Source organism: Brevundimonas sp. SL130 (assembly GCF_026625805.1).
Lineage (GTDB): Bacteria > Pseudomonadota > Alphaproteobacteria > Caulobacterales > Caulobacteraceae > Brevundimonas.
The window spans coordinates 1,139,970-1,158,474 of sequence record NZ_CP113064.1 but is presented as its reverse complement, the minus strand read 5'-3'; the positions used below and the strand labels follow the sequence as shown (position 1 = coordinate 1,158,474).

General features: G+C 64.2%; 10 protein-coding genes, 1 tRNA gene and 2 rRNA genes. 4 read left to right on the top strand and 9 right to left on the bottom strand.

Features of this window, described 5'->3' with window-relative positions:
• Positions 1–15: 15 nt before the first annotated feature.
• On the top strand, positions 16–1,620 hold the full coding sequence (gene cydD, locus OU998_RS05745; RefSeq protein WP_324287979.1) for a thiol reductant ABC exporter subunit CydD: 1,605 nt from the start codon (positions 16–18) through the stop codon (positions 1,618–1,620).
• Complete coding sequence (locus OU998_RS05740; protein WP_267515867.1) at positions 1,620–3,272, top strand: amino acid ABC transporter ATP-binding/permease protein; 1,653 nt, start codon at positions 1,620–1,622, stop codon at positions 3,270–3,272. Before cydD ends, OU998_RS05740 begins: the two co-directional genes overlap by 1 nt.
• 237 nt (positions 3,273–3,509) lie before the next feature.
• Here the strand turns inward: OU998_RS05740 and OU998_RS05735 are convergent, their stop codons facing one another.
• A complete protein-coding gene (locus OU998_RS05735) occupies positions 3,510–4,160 on the bottom strand; it encodes a cyclic nucleotide-binding domain-containing protein (protein ID WP_267515866.1) in 651 nt (216 codons plus the stop codon).
• Between the two features lie 178 nt (positions 4,161–4,338).
• Here OU998_RS05735 and OU998_RS05730 point away from each other — a divergent pair, with 178 nt between their 5' ends.
• Positions 4,339–4,749, top strand: coding sequence for a hypothetical protein (locus OU998_RS05730; RefSeq protein WP_267515865.1), 411 nt, complete (start codon positions 4,339–4,341; stop codon positions 4,747–4,749).
• Positions 4,750–4,897: 148 nt separating this feature from the next.
• Entirely contained in the window at positions 4,898–7,615 is a 2,718-nt protein-coding gene (locus OU998_RS05725; RefSeq protein WP_267515864.1) for a M14 family metallopeptidase, read from the top strand.
• A 56-nt stretch (positions 7,616–7,671) separates the two neighbouring features.
• On the opposite strand, the gene OU998_RS05720 is transcribed toward OU998_RS05725, so the two are convergent.
• The 8 genes from OU998_RS05720 to OU998_RS05685 form a co-directional block, all read right to left on the bottom strand.
• Complete coding sequence (locus OU998_RS05720) at positions 7,672–8,574, bottom strand: dienelactone hydrolase family protein (RefSeq protein ID WP_267515863.1); 903 nt, start codon at positions 8,572–8,574, stop codon at positions 7,672–7,674.
• A 115-nt stretch (positions 8,575–8,689) separates the two neighbouring features.
• Complete coding sequence (locus tag OU998_RS05715) at positions 8,690–9,982, bottom strand: dicarboxylate/amino acid:cation symporter (RefSeq protein ID WP_267515862.1); 1,293 nt, start codon at positions 9,980–9,982, stop codon at positions 8,690–8,692.
• A gap of 52 nt (positions 9,983–10,034) precedes the next feature.
• Entirely contained in the window at positions 10,035–13,175 is a 3,141-nt protein-coding gene (locus OU998_RS05710) for a TonB-dependent receptor (protein ID WP_267515861.1), read from the bottom strand.
• Positions 13,176–13,419: 244 nt separating this feature from the next.
• The gene (locus tag OU998_RS05705; protein ID WP_267515860.1) at positions 13,420–14,415 is read right to left on the bottom strand and encodes a FecR family protein; all 996 of its coding nucleotides are present in this window, start codon (positions 14,413–14,415) and stop codon (positions 13,420–13,422) included.
• Positions 14,342–14,932: an RNA polymerase sigma factor gene (locus OU998_RS05700; RefSeq protein ID WP_267515859.1), complete on the bottom strand. Its 591-nt coding sequence runs from the start codon at positions 14,930–14,932 to the stop codon at positions 14,342–14,344. The genes OU998_RS05705 and OU998_RS05700 overlap by 74 nt, the downstream gene beginning before the upstream one ends.
• 301 nt (positions 14,933–15,233) lie before the next feature.
• A tRNA-Met gene (locus OU998_RS05695) sits at positions 15,234–15,310 on the bottom strand.
• 86 nt (positions 15,311–15,396) lie between these two features.
• Positions 15,397–15,511 (bottom strand): 5S ribosomal RNA (rrf, locus tag OU998_RS05690).
• A gap of 87 nt (positions 15,512–15,598) precedes the next feature.
• Positions 15,599–18,379: ribosomal RNA gene (locus tag OU998_RS05685) — 23S ribosomal RNA — on the bottom strand.
• Positions 18,380–18,505: the final 126 nt, after the last annotated feature.

The following is an 18,505-nucleotide window of genomic DNA, read 5'->3' as shown; positions in this document are numbered from 1 at the left end:
AGGCTGGAGTTTGGAATGACATCGGCGCTCATCACGGCCTCCTCCCCTGCGGTCTGGCTGAAACAGGCCGCGGCGCCCTGGCGCCGGCTGACGGCCCTGGCCGGTCTTCTGGCCGTGGCGGACGTGGTTCCGGCCGTCGGCTTCGCGGGCGGCCTGGCCATGACCGTGGCGACCTTCGGCGTTTCGCCCTTCGCCGCCCTGCCCTGGCTGCTGCTGGCGGTCGCCAGCCTGATCGCGCGCGGTCTGGTGGGCCAGGCCGCAGTCGTGGTCGGGGCGCGCCTCGGTCGCTCGGTCAAGACCAGCGTGCGCGACCGGCTGCTGGCCGACCTGTTCGGCCGCGGCGCCCGTTCCGATGATCGCCTGACCGCCGTGGTCGAAGGCGTCGGCGCGCTGGACGGCTACATGTCCCGTTTCACCCCGCTGAAGATGGCGGCCGGCCTGTCCCCCCTGCTGATCATCGCCGTCGCCGCCGTGGCCAGCCCGCTTTCGGCCGGCATACTTCTGTTCACCCTGATGCCCTTCATCTTCGGCATGATCCTGGCGGGAACCGCCGCAGCGGGCGAGAGCCGCCGCCAGTTCCAGGCGCTGGAACGGCTGTCGGGCCTGTTCGTGGACCGGGTGCGCGCCCTCCCCGCTATTCTGGCCTTCGACGCCCGGGCCCGCACCACCGCCGAAATCGCCCGCGCCTCCGACGAGCTGGAGCGCCGCACCAACCGCGTCATGCGGATCGCCTTCCTGTCGTCCGGGGTGCTGGAGTTCTTCTCAGCCCTGTCGGTCGCCCTGATCGCCGTCTATTGCGGCTTCAACCTGCTGAAACTGCTCCCCTTCCCCGCGCCGGAGCAGTTGGATCTGAGCCGCGCCTTCTTCGTCCTGGCCCTGGCGCCCGAGGTCTATCAGCCCCTGCGTCGCCTCGCCGCCGCCTATCATGACCGCCAGGCCGCCGAATCCGCCGTCCCCGCCCTGATCACGCCCGAGGCCCCGGCGCGGGACCGCCATATCCTGCCCGAAGACGCCCCGGCGATCCGCTTCGCCAAGGTCTCCATTGCTTATGGGGGCGCCGCCCCCATGATCGCCGATTTCGACCTGGAGGTCCGCCCCGGCCAGATCGTCGCCCTGGTCGGCGCCAGCGGTTCGGGCAAGTCCAGCCTGCTGCACCTGTTACTGGGCCTGTCGCCCCTGACCACCGGCGAGGTCGAGGTCGGCGGCGCGCGGCTCAGCGAGGCGGGCGGCTTCGCCGGCCAGATCGCCTGGGCCAGCCAGAACCCCGTCGTCGTGCCCGGCAGTCTGGGCGACAATATCCGTCTGGCCGATCCCTCCGCCTGCCCTGGCCGTATCCTGGTCGCCGCCGGAGAGGCCGGCCTGTTCGGCGACCTGGACCGCCCCATCGATGAACGCGGCGGCGGCCTGTCGGGCGGCGAGCGGCGGCGTCTGGGCCTGGCCCGCGCCATTCTGAAGCGCGCGCCCATCCTGCTGCTGGACGAACCGACGGCCAATCTGGACCCCGCTTCGGAAGAAGCCATGCTGGACCTGATCCGTCAGGCGACGCGAGGCCGCACGACCTTGATCGCCACCCATTCCGCCGCCGTCGCGGCCATGGCCGACCGCGTGGTGCGCCTGTGATGACCCGTCCCCTTCCCTCGCGCGTCGGCGCCCTGATCGCCGCGCAACGTCAGGCTCAACGGAGCCGCCTGCGCCTTGCCGCCGCGGGGGGCGCGACTGTCGCGGTCGCGGCCGCCTGTCTGCTGGGCCTGTCAGGCTGGTTCATCACCGGCGCCGCCATCGCGGGGGTCGCCGGATCCGTCGCCGTCCAGGCCTTCAACTATATGATGCCCAGCGCGACCATCCGTCTGCTGGCCGTCCTGCGCACCGGCGCCCGCTACATTGAACGCGTCGCCGGCCATGAGGCGGCGCTGAAGGCCCTGGCGCGGCTGCGACCGCAACTGTTCGACGCCCTCGCCTCGGCGCCCCCCGCCCAGGCCCTGTCCCTGTCGTCCGGCGAGGCCTCGGCCCGACTGGTCCAGGATGTGGACGCGGTCCAGACCCTGTTCGTCCGGCTCTCGGCGCCCTGGGCCATGGGCGCGGGCGTCGCCTCGTCCGCCCTGCTCGCGGGCATGGCCGGCCCCCTCGCCGGTCTGATGCTGCTGCTCGCCATGGGTCTCGGCGCGGCGGGATCGGTCCTGCTCGCCCGTCGCCTGGCCGCCCCTGCCGGTCGCCAGGTTCAGATCGCCACGGGCGCGCTCAAGGATCGGCTGTCCGCGCTCGAGGCCGTCTCCCCGGAGCTGAAGGCCTATGGCCTGGATCGCTGGGCGGCCGGCGAGGCGGCCCACGCCGCCGCCGCTCTCGACCGCGCCCAGATCGCCCTGACCCAGGCCGGCGGCTGGATGGCCGCCTGGCAGGCGGCGGTCACGGGCCTCGCCGTCGCCGCCGTCATTCCCGCCACCCTGGGCGCGCCCTTGCCGATGACGGCCCTCGCCGCCCTGGCCGCCGTCATGGGCATCGAATCCGCCGCCGGTCTGGTCGGCGCCCTGTTGCAGAACGGCGCCGCCGTGGAGGCCACGGCCCGCCTCGACGCCCTGGCTTCGCCCCCGTCGGCGCGGCAGGGGTCCGCTCCGACCACCGCAAGCTTGACCCTGTCCGCAGACGGCGACCGCATGGCGCCGCCGCTGCGCCTGGGCCTGATCGGTCCGTCCGGCGCGGGCAAGACCACCTTGATCGAACGCCTGGTCGGTCTGCGCGACGCCGTCACGAATGAGGCCTGGCTGGGCCGGCTCGACATCGCCGACATCGCCCCCCACGACCGACTGTCCCTGTTCGCCTACGCGGCCCAGGACATCCGCCTGATCGACGGCACGATCCGCGAAAACCTGCTGCTGGCCGGTCCTGCGGACGATGAAACCCTATGGGCCGCGCTCGAAGACGCAGCCCTGGCCGATCGCGTCCGCGCCGACCCGCTCGGTCTGGACGCCCGCGTCGGCCCCAATGGCGAACGCCTGTCCGGCGGCGAACGCCGTCGCCTCGGCCTGGCCCGCGCCTATCTGCGCTCCGCGCCCTGGCTGGTGCTGGACGAACCGACCGAGGGCCTGGACCCCGCGACCGAAGCCCAGGTCCTGACCGCGCTCGACCGTCGCCTGAAGGCCTCCGGCCAGGGCCTGATCATCGTCAGCCACCGCCCTGCCCCAACGCGTCTGTGCCACCGCACGCTGCGGATCGAGGGCGTCGGAACCGACGGCCGCGTGCGTCTGACCGCCCACCGTCAGCAGGCCCTGGTCTGAAGACGGCCACACTCGGATTTATTTGCGCGCGCTGCGATTCACGCTGGGCTGCGGGTTTGCGGCGCGTTTTCACCCTTCAACCCGACAGGCCCGCCCGCCGGGTTACACTCCTCTCCGCGCCACGGACCTCGATGACGCAGAGGCGAAGGGCATGAGGGATGAAGCTGCATTTTGGCGGTTTGGCGGTTTGGCGGTATGTTTTTACGACGCCACCCACTGCATTTGCCGGGTCTGGGCTTAGGCGTCGCCTTCGGCGATGTCGCGCAGACGATCGGGCTGTTCGATCCGCAGTTCGTTCAGCGCCAGCAACCGGATCACCCCGGTCGTCTTCAGCTTGGTCAGCACCCGGCTCACGGTCTCGATGGTCAGGCCCAGATAGTCTGCGATCTCCGACCGCGTCATCGGCAGCCGCACCTGATCCTCGGCCGACGGCCGCAGCGGATCGCGGGTGGGCAGGTCCAGCAGGAAGGAGGCGATCCGCTCCTGCGCCGTCTTGCGGCCCAGCAGCAGCATCTGGTTCTGCGCCGCCGCCAGTTCGTGCGTCGCCCGATCCAGCAGGGCCTCTTCCAGCAGCGGCCGCTCGCGGATCAGGGCGCGATAATCGGTCTTGCGGAACCGGCACAGGGTCGCATCCTCGATGGCCTCGCCCGAAAACGCATAGTCCTGACCGGTGGCCAGACCGACGAAGTCGCCGGCGAACAGGAAGCCCGTGATCTGACGCCGCCCATCCGGCAGCAGCTTGTAGATCCTCACCGATCCCGAGGTGATGTTGAACAGGTGGGTCGCCGGATCCCCCTCGCGGATCAGGGACTCGCCCGCCTTCAGCGACACCCGCTCGGCGATGGCGTCCAGGCTGACCAGATCCGCCGGATCCAGGCTGCTGCACACGCTGAACGCCCGCGCGCCGCAGGTCGAACACACCGAATCCTGTCGGCGCTGGCCGCAATCCGTGGGGAGGGATCTGAGTTCGAGCATGACGGCCAGAGGGTAAGCCGCGCGTGCTCACCACGCAAATGATTGATGGAGATCAAGGCGGCCATTTCGTCCAACCGTTACGAGGCCGATCATGAGCGCGCTCTTGTATCGCCGCCTCGAAAGGGCCGAGGCCGACCAGACCTATGTGCTGGCCCGCATGGCGAACCCGCGCCTCACGCTGGACGCCTGGCGCGCCATGGTCGCCGCCGCGCCCGCCGTCGGCGGGGTTCTCGCGGCCGTGGTGAACGATTGCGTCCGGGCCATACTGGCCTATTCCATCTCCACCGATCCGACGGGCGCCCGGCGCTTCATGGTCGAGAACCTTGTCGCCTTCGACCTGCTGCGCCCCGAGGATCTGATCGCGCCGCTGGTCTCGGCCGCCTGCGACCTGGCTCGCCACGGCTGCAACTCGATCGGCCTGTCCAGCCCCCTCGACACCCCGGGCCACGAGGCCGTCCTGCGCCAGATCGCCGACGCCGCCGTGCTTCACCGCGTCATCTGATCTTCGACCGCCCCTTCGGCCCCGAGCGCATGATCGGCAAATGATCCTGATTTGTGCGATGCCTTTCCCATAAGGCCGGGGCAGGCTCGCTGGAGGAAATTCGAGTCGCCGCGCGTCTAAATCAGTAGACGGGGAATGGAGATAGACGATGTTCAACCGAATTTTCGCTGCGATTGTGATCGCGAGCGCGCTGCTTGGGGGACCGGCAGCCGCTCAGACAGATCCTATCACCTCCCCGCATGAGGCGTTTGGACATGAGGTCGGCGATGACTATCAGCTGATCAACTACCGACAGTTCGAAGCCTATCTCCATACGCTCGCCGGCCAGTCGGATCGTATGAAGCTGATGGAGATCGGCAAGACGACCGAAGGGCGAACCCAGTATGTCGCTGCGGTCTCGTCTCCGGCGAACATCGCCCGCCTGGATCACTACCGCGACATCGCGCGACGCCTGGCCAAGGCCGAGGGCGTCGATGAAGCCCAAGCACGGGCCCTGGCCGCTGAGGGCAAGGCCGTCGTCTGGATCGACGGCGGCCTTCACGCAACCGAGACCGTGCCGCCCCAGGCCCTGATCGCCGCCGTCCATGAATGGCTGACCGCTGAAGATCCCGAGGCCCTGCGGGTCTTGGACGACGTGATCATCCTGTTCGCGCCGCTGAACCCGGACGGCTGGGATCTGGTGGCGGACTGGTACATGCGCGAGGCTGACCCGGAAAAGCGCGAGTTCGCCAGCCTGCCGCGCCTCTATCAGGCCTATGTCGGCCACGACAACAATCGCGACTACTATCTGTCCGCGATGACGGAGACGACCAACGTCAACCGCATGCTGTTCCGGGAATGGTTCCCCCAGATCGTCTACAACCATCACCAGTCCGCGCCGGCGGGGACGGTCGTCTTCATGCCGCCGTTCCGGGACCCCTTCAACTACAACTACGATCCTCTGGCGATGACCGCCCTGTCAGAGGTCGGCGCCGCCATGCACAACCGACTGGTCGCCGAAGGCAAGCCCGGCGCGACCATGCGCAGCGGCGCCCGCTACTCCACCTGGAACAACGGGATGGAGCGTTCCATCACCTATTTCCATAACTCCATCGGCCTGCTGACGGAGATCACCGGCCACCCCACGCCGAGCCGCATCGCGCTGGTTCCGGACAACCAGCTGCCGCGCAACGATCTGCCGGCCCCCATCGCGCCGCAGACCTGGCGCTTCCGGCAATCCATCGACTATTCGCTGTCGATCAATCGCGCGGTGCTGGACTATGCGTCACGCAACCGCGACCGGCTGCTGTTCAACATCTGGCGCATGGGTTCGAACGCCATTGCACGGGGCGAGACCGACACCTGGCGGGTCACCCCCTCTCGCATCGAGGCCCTGAAGACAGCGGCGAGCCAGGGCGGACGATCGGTCGATCCCGCCCTGTACGACAAGGTGTTGCACGACCCGGCGCTGCGCGATCCGCGCGCCTATGTCCTTCCGGCGGACCAGGCCGATTTGCCGACCGCCATTGCCTTCCTCAACAGCCTGATCAAGACCGGGGTGGACGTCGATCGCGCCACCCGCGCCTTCTCCATCGCCGGAACCTCCTATCCGGCCGGCTCCTTCGTCGTGCGGACGAACCAGGCCTATCGGCCGCATGTCCTGGACATGTTCGAACCGCAGGACCATCCGCACGACCTGCAGTATCCCGGCGGCCCGCCGGCCCTGCCCTATGACGCCACCGGCTATACGCTCGCACTCCAGATGGGGGTGAAGTTCGACCGGATTCTCGATCCGTTCGAGGCGCCGCTGGAACCAGTGCCCGATCTCATTTCCGTCCCGGCCGGTCAGGTTCGAGGACAGGGCAAGGCGGGTTTCATCATCGACCATGCGGCGATCAACAGCTTCATCCTGACCAATCGCCTGCTGAAGGCGGGGCAGCCGGTCTTCTGGCAGAAGGCCGAGGTGCGTGTCGGCGCCCGCACCCTCGCGCCGGGCGCCTTGTGGATCCCGGCAAACGACGTGTCGCGCGCCTTGGTCGAACAGGCGGTCGCCGACCTCGGCCTGAACGCCGAGGCCGTGGCGCGCGCGCCGCGCGGAGACGCCATCGCGCTGAAGCCTGTGCGGATCGGTCTGGTGGATCGTTACGGCGGCTCCATGTCGGCCGGCTGGACCCGCTGGCTGCTGGAGCAGTTCGAGTATCCCTTCGAGGTCGTCTATCCTCAACGTCTCGACGCGGGAGACCTGAAAGAGGATTTCGACGTCCTTGTCTTCGCGCCCGATCTGCTGCCCGGCGATTTCCCGAACGGAACGGGGCGCGGGCAGCCGGATCCTGAGACGATCCCCGAAGCCTATCGTTCTTGGCTGGGCGCCGTCACGCGAGAGAAGACCCTGCCGCAGCTGACCCGCTTCGCTGAGGCCGGGGGCACGATCGTGACCGCCGGTTCGGCCCACCAACTGGCCCTGGCCCTGGGAGCGCCGATCGACGACGTCCTGTCGATCGAAAACAAGCCCCTGCCCTCCACCGACTTCTTCATCCCCGGCGCGCTGTTGGCGGTGGATGTCGATCCCGCCGACCCGCTGGCCTATGGCCTCCCGGCCCGACTGAATGTCTTCTTCGACGAGAACGCCGCCTTCACGGCGCGGGGGACGGCGCGGGGGGACGCAGGGATCGCCGCACGCTATGCCTCGCCCGCCGTAGTGTCCAGCGGATGGGCCATAGGTCCGGAGAAGCTGGCCGGCGCCGCCGCCGTGGTGAATGCGCCAATGGGCCAGGGGCGGCTGATCATCCTGGGGCCGGACGTCATCAATCGCGCCCAGGCCCGCGCCTCGGTCCGCCTATTGTTCAACGCCCTGTTCTACGGCCCCGCCGCCGCGCCGGGATCCTGAAACGAAAGAGGGCGTCGGCCTTGCCGCCGACGCCCTCTCCTCGCCTTGGCCTGAAGTCAGCGGGGAGCCAGTTGAGCTTCGAAGAAGCGATCAACCCGACTGCGAACGTCCTGGGTGGCGGTCGCGTTGGCGGCGACCGCCTGCCGGCTGCGGCTGGGATCGTCGAAACCGTGCGCCGCGTCCGGATAGACGGTCAGATTGACCGGAGCGCCCGCCGCCTGCGCGCGATCAACCAGGGTCCGGCAGCTTTCGGGCGACACCTCCTGGTCGGCCGTACCGATGAAGACCTCGACCGGCGCATAGGTCTTGTAGGCTTGTCGGAACCGGCCCTGGAGGCCGCAGCCTGGGTAGAGGGCGAGCCCCGCCCGGAAGCCGATCCGGCGCATGTCCCCCGGCTTGTCGTCGGCCAAAGCCGACAGGACAGTGCTGGCGCCGTTGGAAAAGCCCATCAGGCCGATACGATCATCCGCCACGTCGTCCACGCTGCGCAGGAACCTCAGGGCGCCATAGGCGTCCAGCGGTCGTATCGTCACCTCATTGATCTCCGGCGGCCGCGAACTGTAGGTCCCCGCTGCAAACCCGATCGGATAACCCCGCGGCCCGAAGCTATCGACCACCAGGACGTAGTAGCCACGGTCAGTCCAATAGTCGGCCCAGAACTTGAGCCGTAGCGTCAGGTTCTGCGCCTCATAGACTCCGTCAGCCAGGGACGAATAGACGCCGCCTCGACCGTGCATCAGCACCACGGCCGGAGCTCCGCCTTCCGGCGTCGTGCCCACTGGCCGAAACAGATAGCCGACCAGTTCGGTGCGCGCCTCGTCCATGCTGCGAAACACGATCCGCTCGCCGACGGTCTGTTCGGTCGCTGGCGGCGGCGCTGCGTCCTGTCGGGCAGAGGCCGGCGTGGATGCGGCCACAATCGCCGCGACGGCGGTCGCCATCATCAGTCGCTTCATCATCCCATTCTCCAATGAAGACAGATTCGTGATTTCCTCTCAGGGAATGACCGCCGCTGAATCGGGTCAGCGCAGGGCGCCAGGGTCAGTTGGGCGGCCAGCAGCGGTTGGAGACGGCTCATTCCAACGGTCTTTCCTTGTAGGTTACGAGGTCCAGTTCACCTTCCATACGGGCGACGGCGACGGCCACGGCCAGATCGCTGGTGCAGTTCGGCACGGTGCGGATCATATCGAGAGGCCGGTCGAACGGCAGGATAAAGCCGACGATCAAAGCTGTTTGCTCGGGCCCTAGTCCAATCACCGAAAGAACCGCCGCCAGCAGAAACAGCGAGGCTGACGGCACAGGCGCGGCGCCCAGGGCCACAAGGGCCGTCACTGCGACTATGGCCAGATAATCGGCCGGCCCCAGGGCGACGCCGAACACCTGAGCAGAAAAGGCGGCCAGCAGGCCGACATAGAGGGCGGTTCCATCCATGCTGAGCGTCACCCCCAGCGGCAGCACCGTCGAGGCGATGGCCGGACTGACGCCCAGGTTCCTCTGCGCCACCCTCAGCGCCACAGGCAGGGTGGCCGCACTGGACGATGTCGAAAAGGCCACCGCCACGGCGTCAACGATGTCCCGGTAGAACGGCAAGACCGGGACACGCGCGATCAGTCGCAGAACGGCGCCGTGGACGATGAAGGTCTGAACAGCGGCGCCCAAGAGCACACAGCAGGACAGCCGCAACACGCTTACGAAGGCCGTTGGTCCGCTGGTTCCCATCACCCAGGCGATCAGAGCGAAGACGCCGAACGGCGCCAGTTCCATCACGAACTGAACGACGCGCAGCAGAACGGCGGAACCCGACTCCAGAACCCGCCGCAAAGGTCGCCCCTCCTCACCCGTCACCAGCAGGGTGCCGCCGATCAGCAGAGCGAAGAAGATGACGGCGAGGACGTCTCCCTCCGCCATGGCCGCGATGGGATTCAGGGGCACGATGTTCGTCAGTATGGCGGTCAGGTCTTGCGCCTCGGCCAGGGGCGCGGGGACGACCCCGTCGAGATCGACGCCGGCGCCCGGCTGGATCAGCGCGCCTAGGCCCAGCCCGATGGCCGCGCCGATCAGCATCAAGCCGAAGTAAAGGAGCATGGTCTTGAGGCCGGCCGATCCCAACCGCGCCGGATCGGACATGGCGGACACCCCGGCGGCGATGGTGACAAAGACCAGCGGGGTGACCAGCATACGGATGAGGCGAATGAAGAGATCGCCGATCCATTTCAGGTCCTGGGCGCGCTCACCCAGCACCACGCCTGCGACCGCGCCGAGCGCCAGACCCATCAGGATCCGTCGCCACAGCGGCGTGGCGAACCATAGGCGCGCGGCAAGTCGAGCCGGTCGGAACAAGCCCGCCGAAGGCGCATGCGAAGACATGTCGATTTCCTGGAAGGCTCGGGCGAGGCGGAGGCTCGCCCGAGCTCTGTCGTCAGAAGGACTTGCGGATGCTGGCGTACCACCAGCGGCCACGATTGGAATGGACGCTGCCGGTGTAGCCGAACCTTTCGTCGGCCAGCGGCGGATCCTCATCGAAGAGATTGCGCGCGCCGATGCGGACGCGCGCACCGTCCAGCGGGCCGCCCTTGTCGAACTCATACTGGACGTAGAGGTTGTGGGTCAGCCACTCGTCCACCACCCAATAGTCGTCGGTATCCACATAGGTGGCGCTGGTGTCGACGAAGTCGGAGACGTAGCTGGTGTACCAACCGGAGGTCCACTGGCCCAGATCCCAGGTCAGGGACGCGGTGAACTTCCACTCCGGCCTGCCGTTCTGTCCGATCAGGTCTTCCACGCCGCCGACCGTCACGCCCGCGATCGTGCCGTCAGCCAGAGCGTCCAGCAGGATCTGATGCTGCTCGCTGGCCTCCTGATACAGCTTCAGCTTTTGACTCGCATTGAGGCTGAGGCGCCAGTCGCCCGCCGGGGTGTCGCGCAGCGTGTAGAACAGGCGGAAGTCGAGACCTTCGGACTCACGCGGTTGAAGGTTCATGTAGTCGTCCTTGATGGACAACAGGTCGCCCACGGGCGCCAGGCCCGCCGCCGCAGCGTCGGCGATCTGCTGGGCGTCGGGATCGGCCCGGACGACGTTGGGGTTCGAGCTGCCGATCTGACGCAAATAATAGTCCATGATCAACTGGTTGGCGCCGCCGAAAATCCCGACCAGATCCTCCTGACGGATCTTCCAGTAATCGACGGTCAGCGTCAGGTCGCCGAACCGGTCGGACCAGAGCTCGGGTTCGAACACCAGGCCCAGGCTGATGTTTTCGGAGTTCTCCGCCTTCAGGTCCGTATTGCCCGAGCGCTTCTCGATGCGGTCTTCGCTGGTGCAGTAGTCGTTGCTGGTCGTCAGGGTCGGGATCGCGCCTATGGCGAGTTGCACCGCACAGGCGGCGTAGTCGCGTCGGCTGTTCGATCGTTCGAAATCCGGCTGGTAGAGCTGAAGCAGGTTCGGCGCGCGGAACCCTTCTGACCAGGCGCTGCGGAACATCAACCAGGACGTCGGACGATAGGCCAACGCCACCTTTGGGGCGCCGACCGTTCCGAACAGGGTGTAGTTCTCCACGCGTCCTGCGATCTGGACATCGATAGACTGCACCAGCGGGATGTTCATTTCCGGCGAAACGACCGGAACGGCCAATTCCAGGAAGGCCGAATAGACGTTGCGCGCGCCCGCACTGTCCGGCGTGTAGGACACGCCCATGACATCGCTCTGCGACACGGCGCCGGCCAGATCCGTAAAGGTGATGGTTCCATCCAGACGCGGGTCGCGATCTTCAGCGAAGGTTTCCCGGCGCGCCTCAACCCCCGCAGCCAGACCGATGTGTCCCCCCGGCACCGGGTAGAAATCGCCCTTGGAGACTTTGAAGTCCCACTGCATCAGTTCCGTCTCGGCGTAGCGGTAAACCTCGACCATGAAGCTGTTGATCGTCTCCTGGCTGTTCAATCCCGTCACGCCGTTCTGGGGACTGGTCAGGTCGCCGCCGACAAAGGGATTGTAGGCGTCAGGCGTCGTCATGTTGATGGCGTCCTGGAGCAGGGTCATGCTGACGCCGTCCATTTCGTCGGTCGTTTCGGCCTTGCTGTAGAGCAAGGCGCTTTCCCAATCGAAGCCGAAGCGTTCACCGCGCAGACCGCCCAGATACCGGGTGTTGACGTTCTCGACCTCGATCTCCCGATAACCGAGATCGGCGAAACGGTAGTCCTGGATCTGGATCGCAGACCCGGTCGTCGGCACGCCGGACAGTCCGCTCAGCCGGGCCGTCACGCCAGTGGCGCCGAACGGATTCCAGTAGGCGGTCGGGGACATGAGCACGCGCTGCGTGTCGAGCGGCGTGTCCTGCTGCCGCTGCGACCAAGTCTCGCCCCAGTAGTAGCTCAGCTCGCCGAAGAATTCGACGCCGTTGTCGAACTTGTGGTTGACGAAGGTGAACAGGTTGGCGCGATCAACCGCCGAGCCGATGGTCCGCATCGAGTCCAGATCATAGCGGAGATTGTCGTCGTCGGTCGTCGTCGCCAGTGTCGAGTTATCGAAACAGGTCCCCGTCGTATAGGCGCCGGTGATGCAGCCGGCGTTGGTGCTGGGCTGGACGTGGAAGCTTCCGGCCGTGGACGTCAATGTCGTTCCGTTGACCCGCGTGGTGGTTCCGGCATTCCGGTAGGTCGTCGGATCCAGTTTGATGCCTTCAGCCCAGGCCGTGATCGTGCTGTAGGTTGCATAGTCGAGGCCAGAAGCCCGGCCATCAAAGGCGGCCACCCGTCCTGCGACGGTCGCATAGTCCCGTTCCCAGATATAAAGCGGATCCCGCGTCAGGTAGCCGCCCATGATCGAGACGTTGGTCTTGCCGTTGTTGAAGTCCTTGCCAGCCTGGAAGTCGAAGGAATACTCCTCCATTCCCCCTTCGTCGCGCCCCATGGCGGCCTGGACCGTAAAGCCTTCGAAATTGTCACGCAGGACGTTGTTGACGACGCCGGCCACGGCGTCGGTGCCGTAAAGCGCCGCGGCTCCATCGGCCAGAACCTCGACCCGACGCAGGCCGAAGGTCGGAATGGCGTTGGTGTTGACCGTTTGCACCGGCACAAAGTTTTCGATCTGCGTGCCGGGATGGGGCACGAGCCGCCGGCCGTTCAGGAGAACCAGGGTATTGCCCGTCCCGATCGAACGCAGGTCGATCGACGCCACATCCCCCCGGGCATTATTGATGCCGCCGTTATCGCTGTCCGCCTCGTTGAAGCCGACGTCGCCCATCTGGGCGATGGAGCGATAGAGATCGTCGCCGTCGGTGGCGCCGATCGCATCCAGATCAGACTGATCGACGACTGTGACTGGCAAGGCCTCGTTTATGCGCGTGCCCCTGATCCGGCTCCCGACGACCACGACCTCCTGGACCTCGGCGGCGCGGCTGTCGCCTGCGCTCCGCTTCTGTAGGATGATGGTCGATCCCTCGTGTGAGGCGATGTAGAGATCGGTGCCCTCCAGCAGTCGGTTGACCGCGTCTTCGACGTCCATCTGGCCCGAGATCGCCGGCCCGACCCGGCCGGCAAGGTGGCCGGTTGGGGCTGAAATTGTCACCCCGGCTTGACGCGCCAGTTCCGGAATGGCTTGCGCCAGCGGCTGAGCCGCTACGTTGAATTGTCTATCCTGAGCCGCTGCTCCGTGGGCCGCTGCGACAAGCACGCCCCCAGCCACGCCCGCCGCTAACAATCGCTTCCACGACACCATGAGATCCCCCGATCCGTTGTCTATGTTCCCCCGGCGCACCGGACATAGACAAGACGGGTAGCGGAACGGGAATCCTCCAGCGTCCGGAAAATATTTAACCGTAAGCGAGCAAAATTCGGCTCGTGCTGATTTCTGCGCGCAGATTCAGGCTGCGCGCCGCCGCTCGCGCAAAGGCCGCCGGATCATGTGCTTCAAACAGGCCGGTGATTTTCATTTCCGCCACGTTTCGATCCGCGAATTCGATCGGAACTTCGCTGAACCGGGCGAACTCAGCGGCGGCCGCCTGCAGGCTTTCGTCGTGGAATTCGATCTTGCCGTCGCGCCAGGCGAGAATCTGGTTGGTCTGGCGCGCGTCTATGGGACGACGGCTTGACACATTGTTTCCGCCGAGACTGATCAATTGGTTGGCGGTCAGGATCTGCGCCTGCCCCTGCCCCACCCGCATATGGACCGAGCCCGCAAGCGCAGCCACTTCAAGCGGCGACTGATTCAAGCGCTTCAGCAGGAAAGACCCATCGTAGGTCGTAAGCACGACGCCGGCCGCTCGCATGACGAAAGGCCGGACCGGATCGACGGCCACCTCGAACAGGGCTTCGCCGTACATCAGCACAATTTCGCGGACGGAACGCGTATAGCGAACGCTGACACGCGAAAGGGTGTTGAGCGTGACCACGCTGCCGTCGTCCAGGGGGACCGAGCGGACTTCGCCGCGCACCGTATCCAGCCGCTGAGAACGTCGCCAATAGGCCGCGGCCAATCCCGTGCCGCTCAACATCGCCACGGCCACTCCGGCCGCCAGCAGAGACCGCCGCGCCATCACGGGTTGCTCTGAAACGGCGCCGCCGCGCAGGGCGGATGCCTGTTTGGAATGAAGCGCTATGGCGCGGGCGCGGGCGAAGGCGCCCAAACGACGCGGATCCTCCGCCGCCCAAGCGTCGAATTCACGCTGATCCGCAGTTGAAAACGCGCCATGATCAAGCCGCGCGGCCCACATGGCCGCGCGACGATCGATTTCTTCAGCCGTTTCCGTCCCTGCCATCCGCCCTTCGTCCGATCCGCACGTTCCGCAACCTTGACGCATCTGGAGCATCATATCCTCCATCGGCATATGCGGCCATCAGTAGGACGAAGGCCTTGGCGATGTGCTTCTCGACGGTGCTTTCAGGGAATCCCGTCTCCTGAGCAATCTGTTTCTGCGAGCGCCCCTCCACCCGGCTCAAGATGAAGACACGACGCGTCTTATCAGGAAGGCGGTCGATCATTTTCGCGAGAAGCCGAAGTTCGTTGCGGCCCACGACTTCATCTTCTGGCGTCACCGCATCTGCCGCGATCTGAAGTCTGTCGATATCGGCGACGGCGTCGAGCGGCACCACGCTCATTCGTCTCAAGCGATCGACGGCCGCGGACTGCGCCGTGCGAAAAAGATAAGCGCGCACGTTACGGATGGCGCCGACATCCGCGACACCGATCAATTTCGCGTAGGTTTCCTGAACAATATCATCCACGTCGGCAGGCGAAGCCCCCCGACGCAACCATGCGCGCAGCGCAGGCTCATGCGGCATCACGCTTCGCGCAAGCCAGAGCGCTGTATCGTCTGAAATCCCCATGCGCACTGAGACTGGCACGCGCCTTCAGAAGGCGGCAAGCCCGCGTTCTCTGAAATCAGCCACACCGCGCGGACGGGCTCCTTTTCTTTCAGCGCCGTCGCGCACTTGTCACAATACCGGCGTGAGCTGCCCCTGAAAACTCTGACGTGACGCCGATTTTTCGAACAGTTTGACGGCCTGGCTGAGGTTGGTTCGCCAACGCCTCTTCATCGCGGCCTCTTCATCGCGCCATCGCCGGCGACGCTCAGGCCCGTGAACGACGACACCCCCGTCGCTTTCGCGCCGGGGGTGTCGTTAATCTTGGGTGCGGGAGTAGGATTTGAACCTACGACCTTCAGGTTATGAGCCTGACGAGCTACCGGGCTGCTCCATCCCGCGGCAAACGGTAGTTTCGTGAGGAAGAACGTTTCGAGAAGACCGCATTTGCGGTGATTAGATTTCATCATCGGCTGTCCGCCTTGTAGACCCGGCGGCGACCTACTCTCCCGCGCCTTGAGACGAAGTACCATTGGCTCTGGAGGGCTTAACGACCGAGTTCGGAATGGGATCGGGTGTGGAACCTCCGACATAGCCACCAGGTCAACAAGGCGGACAGCGGATGATGAGAAGACATTGTCTGAGATTGCTTCGGTCAAGGAGCAATCATCGAATGAGTTTTGCTGAGAAACGATCAAACCGATCGGATTATTAGTACCAGTAAGCTTCATGGGTCGCCCCACTTCCACACCTGGCCTATCAACGTGGTAGTCTTCCACGATCCTCAGCGAAGCCTTGTTTTGAGGTTAGTTTCCCGCTTAGATGCTTTCAGCGGTTATCTATTCCATACTTAGCTACCCTGCTGCACAGCTGGCGCCATGACAGGTACACCAGAGGTATGTCCATCCCGGTCCTCTCGTACTAGGGACAGATCCTCTCAAGCTTCGAACACCCACGGCAGATAGGGACCAAACTGTCTCACGACGTTCTGAACCCAGCTCACGTACCACTTTAAATGGCGAACAGCCATACCCTTGGGACCTGCTCCAGCCCCAGGATGTGATGAGCCGACATCGAGGTGCCAAACTTTGCCGTCGATATGGACTCTTGGGCAAAATCAGCCTGTTATCCCTAGAGTACCTTTTATCCGTTGAGCGATGGCCCTTCCACTCGGGACCACCGGATCACTATGGCCGACTTTCGTCTCTGCTCGACTTGTCAGTCTCGCAGTCAGGCGAGCTTATGCCATTGCACTCGACGAGCGATTTCCGACCGCTCTGAGCTCACCATCGCGCGCCTCCGTTACACTTTAGGAGGCGACCGCCCCAGTCAAACTACCCACCACGCCATGTCCCGGGACCGGATAACGGCCCTCGGTTAGACGTCAACGACAGTAAGGGTGGTATTTCAAGGACGACTCCACCAGAGCTGGCGCCCCGGTTTCATAGTCTCCCACCTATCCTACACATACGGTCGCTAACGCCAAGGCGAAGCTATAGTAAAGGTTCATAGGGTCTTTCCGTCTGACCGCGGGAACCCCGCATCTTCACGGGGAATTCAATTTCACTGAGCCTATGCTGGAGACAGTGGGGAAGTCGTTACGCCATTCGTGCAGGTCGGAACTTACCCGACAAGGAATTTCGCTACCTTAGGACCGTTATAGTTACGGCCGCCGTTTACCTGGGCTTCAGTTCGTCGCTTTCACAACTCCCTTTAACCTTCAGGCACCGGGCAGGCGTCAGACCCTATACGTCGCATTGCTGCTTCGCAGAGCCCTGTGTTTTTGCTAAACAGTCGCTACCCCCTGGCTTGTGCCACTCAGTCCTGGTTGCCCAGGGTGAGTCACGCTTATTCCGAAGTTACGCGTGCAATTTGCCGAGTTCCTTCAGCATAGTTCTCTCAAACGCCTTGGTATGCTCTACCTGACCACCTGTGTCGGTTTCGGGTACGGTCTCTGCTGGAGTTATTTCCTGGGACAACGCCCCCGCACACACAATCCAATAAGTGGGTACGAGTTAAGCCATCCGTCACTTCCAGCTGGTGCAGGAATATTTACCTGCTTCCCATCGACTACGCTTTTCAGCCTCGCCTTAGGGGCCGACTAACCCTGCGCAGATTAGCTTTACGCAGGAACCCTTGGTCTTTCGGCGGGAGTGTCTCTCACACTCCTATCGTTACTCATGTCAGCATTCTCACTTCCGATACCTCCAGCCAGGCTCACGCCTGACCTTCACCGGCCTACGGAACGCTCCGCTACCGCTTGCAGTAAACTGCAAACCCATATCTTCGGCGCACGGCTTGAGCCCCGTTACATTTTCCGCGCAGGATCGCTTGATCAGTGAGCTGTTACGCTTTCTTTAAAGGATGGCTGCTTCTAAGCCAACCTCCTGATTGTCAAAGCAATCCCACATCGTTTCCCACTTAGCCGTGACTTGGGGGCCTTAGATGATGGTTAGGGTTGTTTCCCTTTTCACGACGGACGTTAGCACCCGCCGTGTGTCTGCCCGATAGTTCTCTTGGGTATTCGGAGTTTGGTTAGTATTGGTACCGCTCGCGCAGCCCGCAACCATCCAGTGCTCTACCCCCCAAGGAATTCGTCGGACGCTCTACCTAAATAGATTTCGCGGAGAACCAGCTATGTCCAGGTTTGATTGGCCTTTCACCCCTATCCACAAGTCATCCCAGAATTTTTCAACATTCACGGGTTCGGTCCTCCAGTTGGTGTTACCCAACCTTCAACCTGCTCATGGATAGATCACCTGGTTTCGGGTCGTCATACGTCGAACTTAGCGCCCTATTCAGACTCGCTTTCGCTGCGCCTACACCTAACGGCTTAAGCTTGCTCGACACATGAAGTCGCTGACCCATTATACAAAAGGTACGCCGTCACCCCGCTTGGGGGCTCCGACTGCTTGTAGGCTTCCGATTTCAGGATCTGTTTCACTCCCCTTGTCGGGGTGCTTTTCACCTTTCCCTCACGGTACTTGTTCACTATCGGTCGTAGAGGAGTACTTAGGCTTGGAGGGTGGTCCCCCCATGTTCAGACAGGATTTCACGTGTCCCGCCCTACTCGAGTCTCTTGCTGTTTGATGACTACGGGGCTTTCACCCACTATGGCCGACCTTTCCAGATCGTTCGTCTTTATTTCACAAGAGCACTGGCCTGGTCCCGGTTCGCTCGCCACTACTACGGGAGTCTCGGTTGATGTCCTTTCCTCCGGGTACTGAGATGTTTCAGTTCCCCGGGTTCGCTTAATGAAGCCTATGTATTCAGCTCATTATACCTTTAAACAATCCGCCAATCGCTGCTTCCGAAGAAACAGAGTTGGAAGACTGTAAAGGTGGGTTTCCCCATTCGGAAATAACCGGATCAAAGGGTGCTAGCGCCTCCCCGGTTCTTATCGCAGCTTGCCACGTCCTTCATCGCCTCTCTACGCCAAGGCATCCGTCAGAAGCCCTTCAACGTTTGATCGTTTCTCAGCAAAACTCATGCTTGGTTTATTCCGCCCGACTGGAAAGTTGCCGGGGGACCAAGCCTGATATTTGTCAGACAATGTCTTCTTCTCGAACAAGACCTACAAGCTCAGGGGAGCCGGTC

Excerpts from the sequence above, each read along its gene's own strand:
- OU998_RS05715 (WP_267515862.1), bottom strand. The coding sequence starts at position 9,982 with ATGTCTTCGCATGCGCCTTCGGCGGGCTTGTTCCGACCGGCTCGACTT.
- OU998_RS05720 (WP_267515863.1), bottom strand. The coding sequence starts at position 8,574 with ATGATGAAGCGACTGATGATGGCGACCGCCGTCGCGGCGATTGTGGCC.
- OU998_RS05705 (WP_267515860.1), bottom strand. The coding sequence starts at position 14,415 with ATGCTCCAGATGCGTCAAGGTTGCGGAACGTGCGGATCGGACGAAGGG.
- OU998_RS05730 (WP_267515865.1), top strand. The coding sequence starts at position 4,339 with ATGAGCGCGCTCTTGTATCGCCGCCTCGAAAGGGCCGAGGCCGACCAG.
- OU998_RS05700 (WP_267515859.1), bottom strand. The coding sequence starts at position 14,932 with ATGGGGATTTCAGACGATACAGCGCTCTGGCTTGCGCGAAGCGTGATG.
- cydD (WP_324287979.1), top strand. The coding sequence starts at position 16 with ATGACATCGGCGCTCATCACGGCCTCCTCCCCTGCGGTCTGGCTGAAA.
- OU998_RS05740 (WP_267515867.1), top strand. The coding sequence starts at position 1,620 with ATGACCCGTCCCCTTCCCTCGCGCGTCGGCGCCCTGATCGCCGCGCAA.
- OU998_RS05725 (WP_267515864.1), top strand. The coding sequence starts at position 4,898 with ATGTTCAACCGAATTTTCGCTGCGATTGTGATCGCGAGCGCGCTGCTT.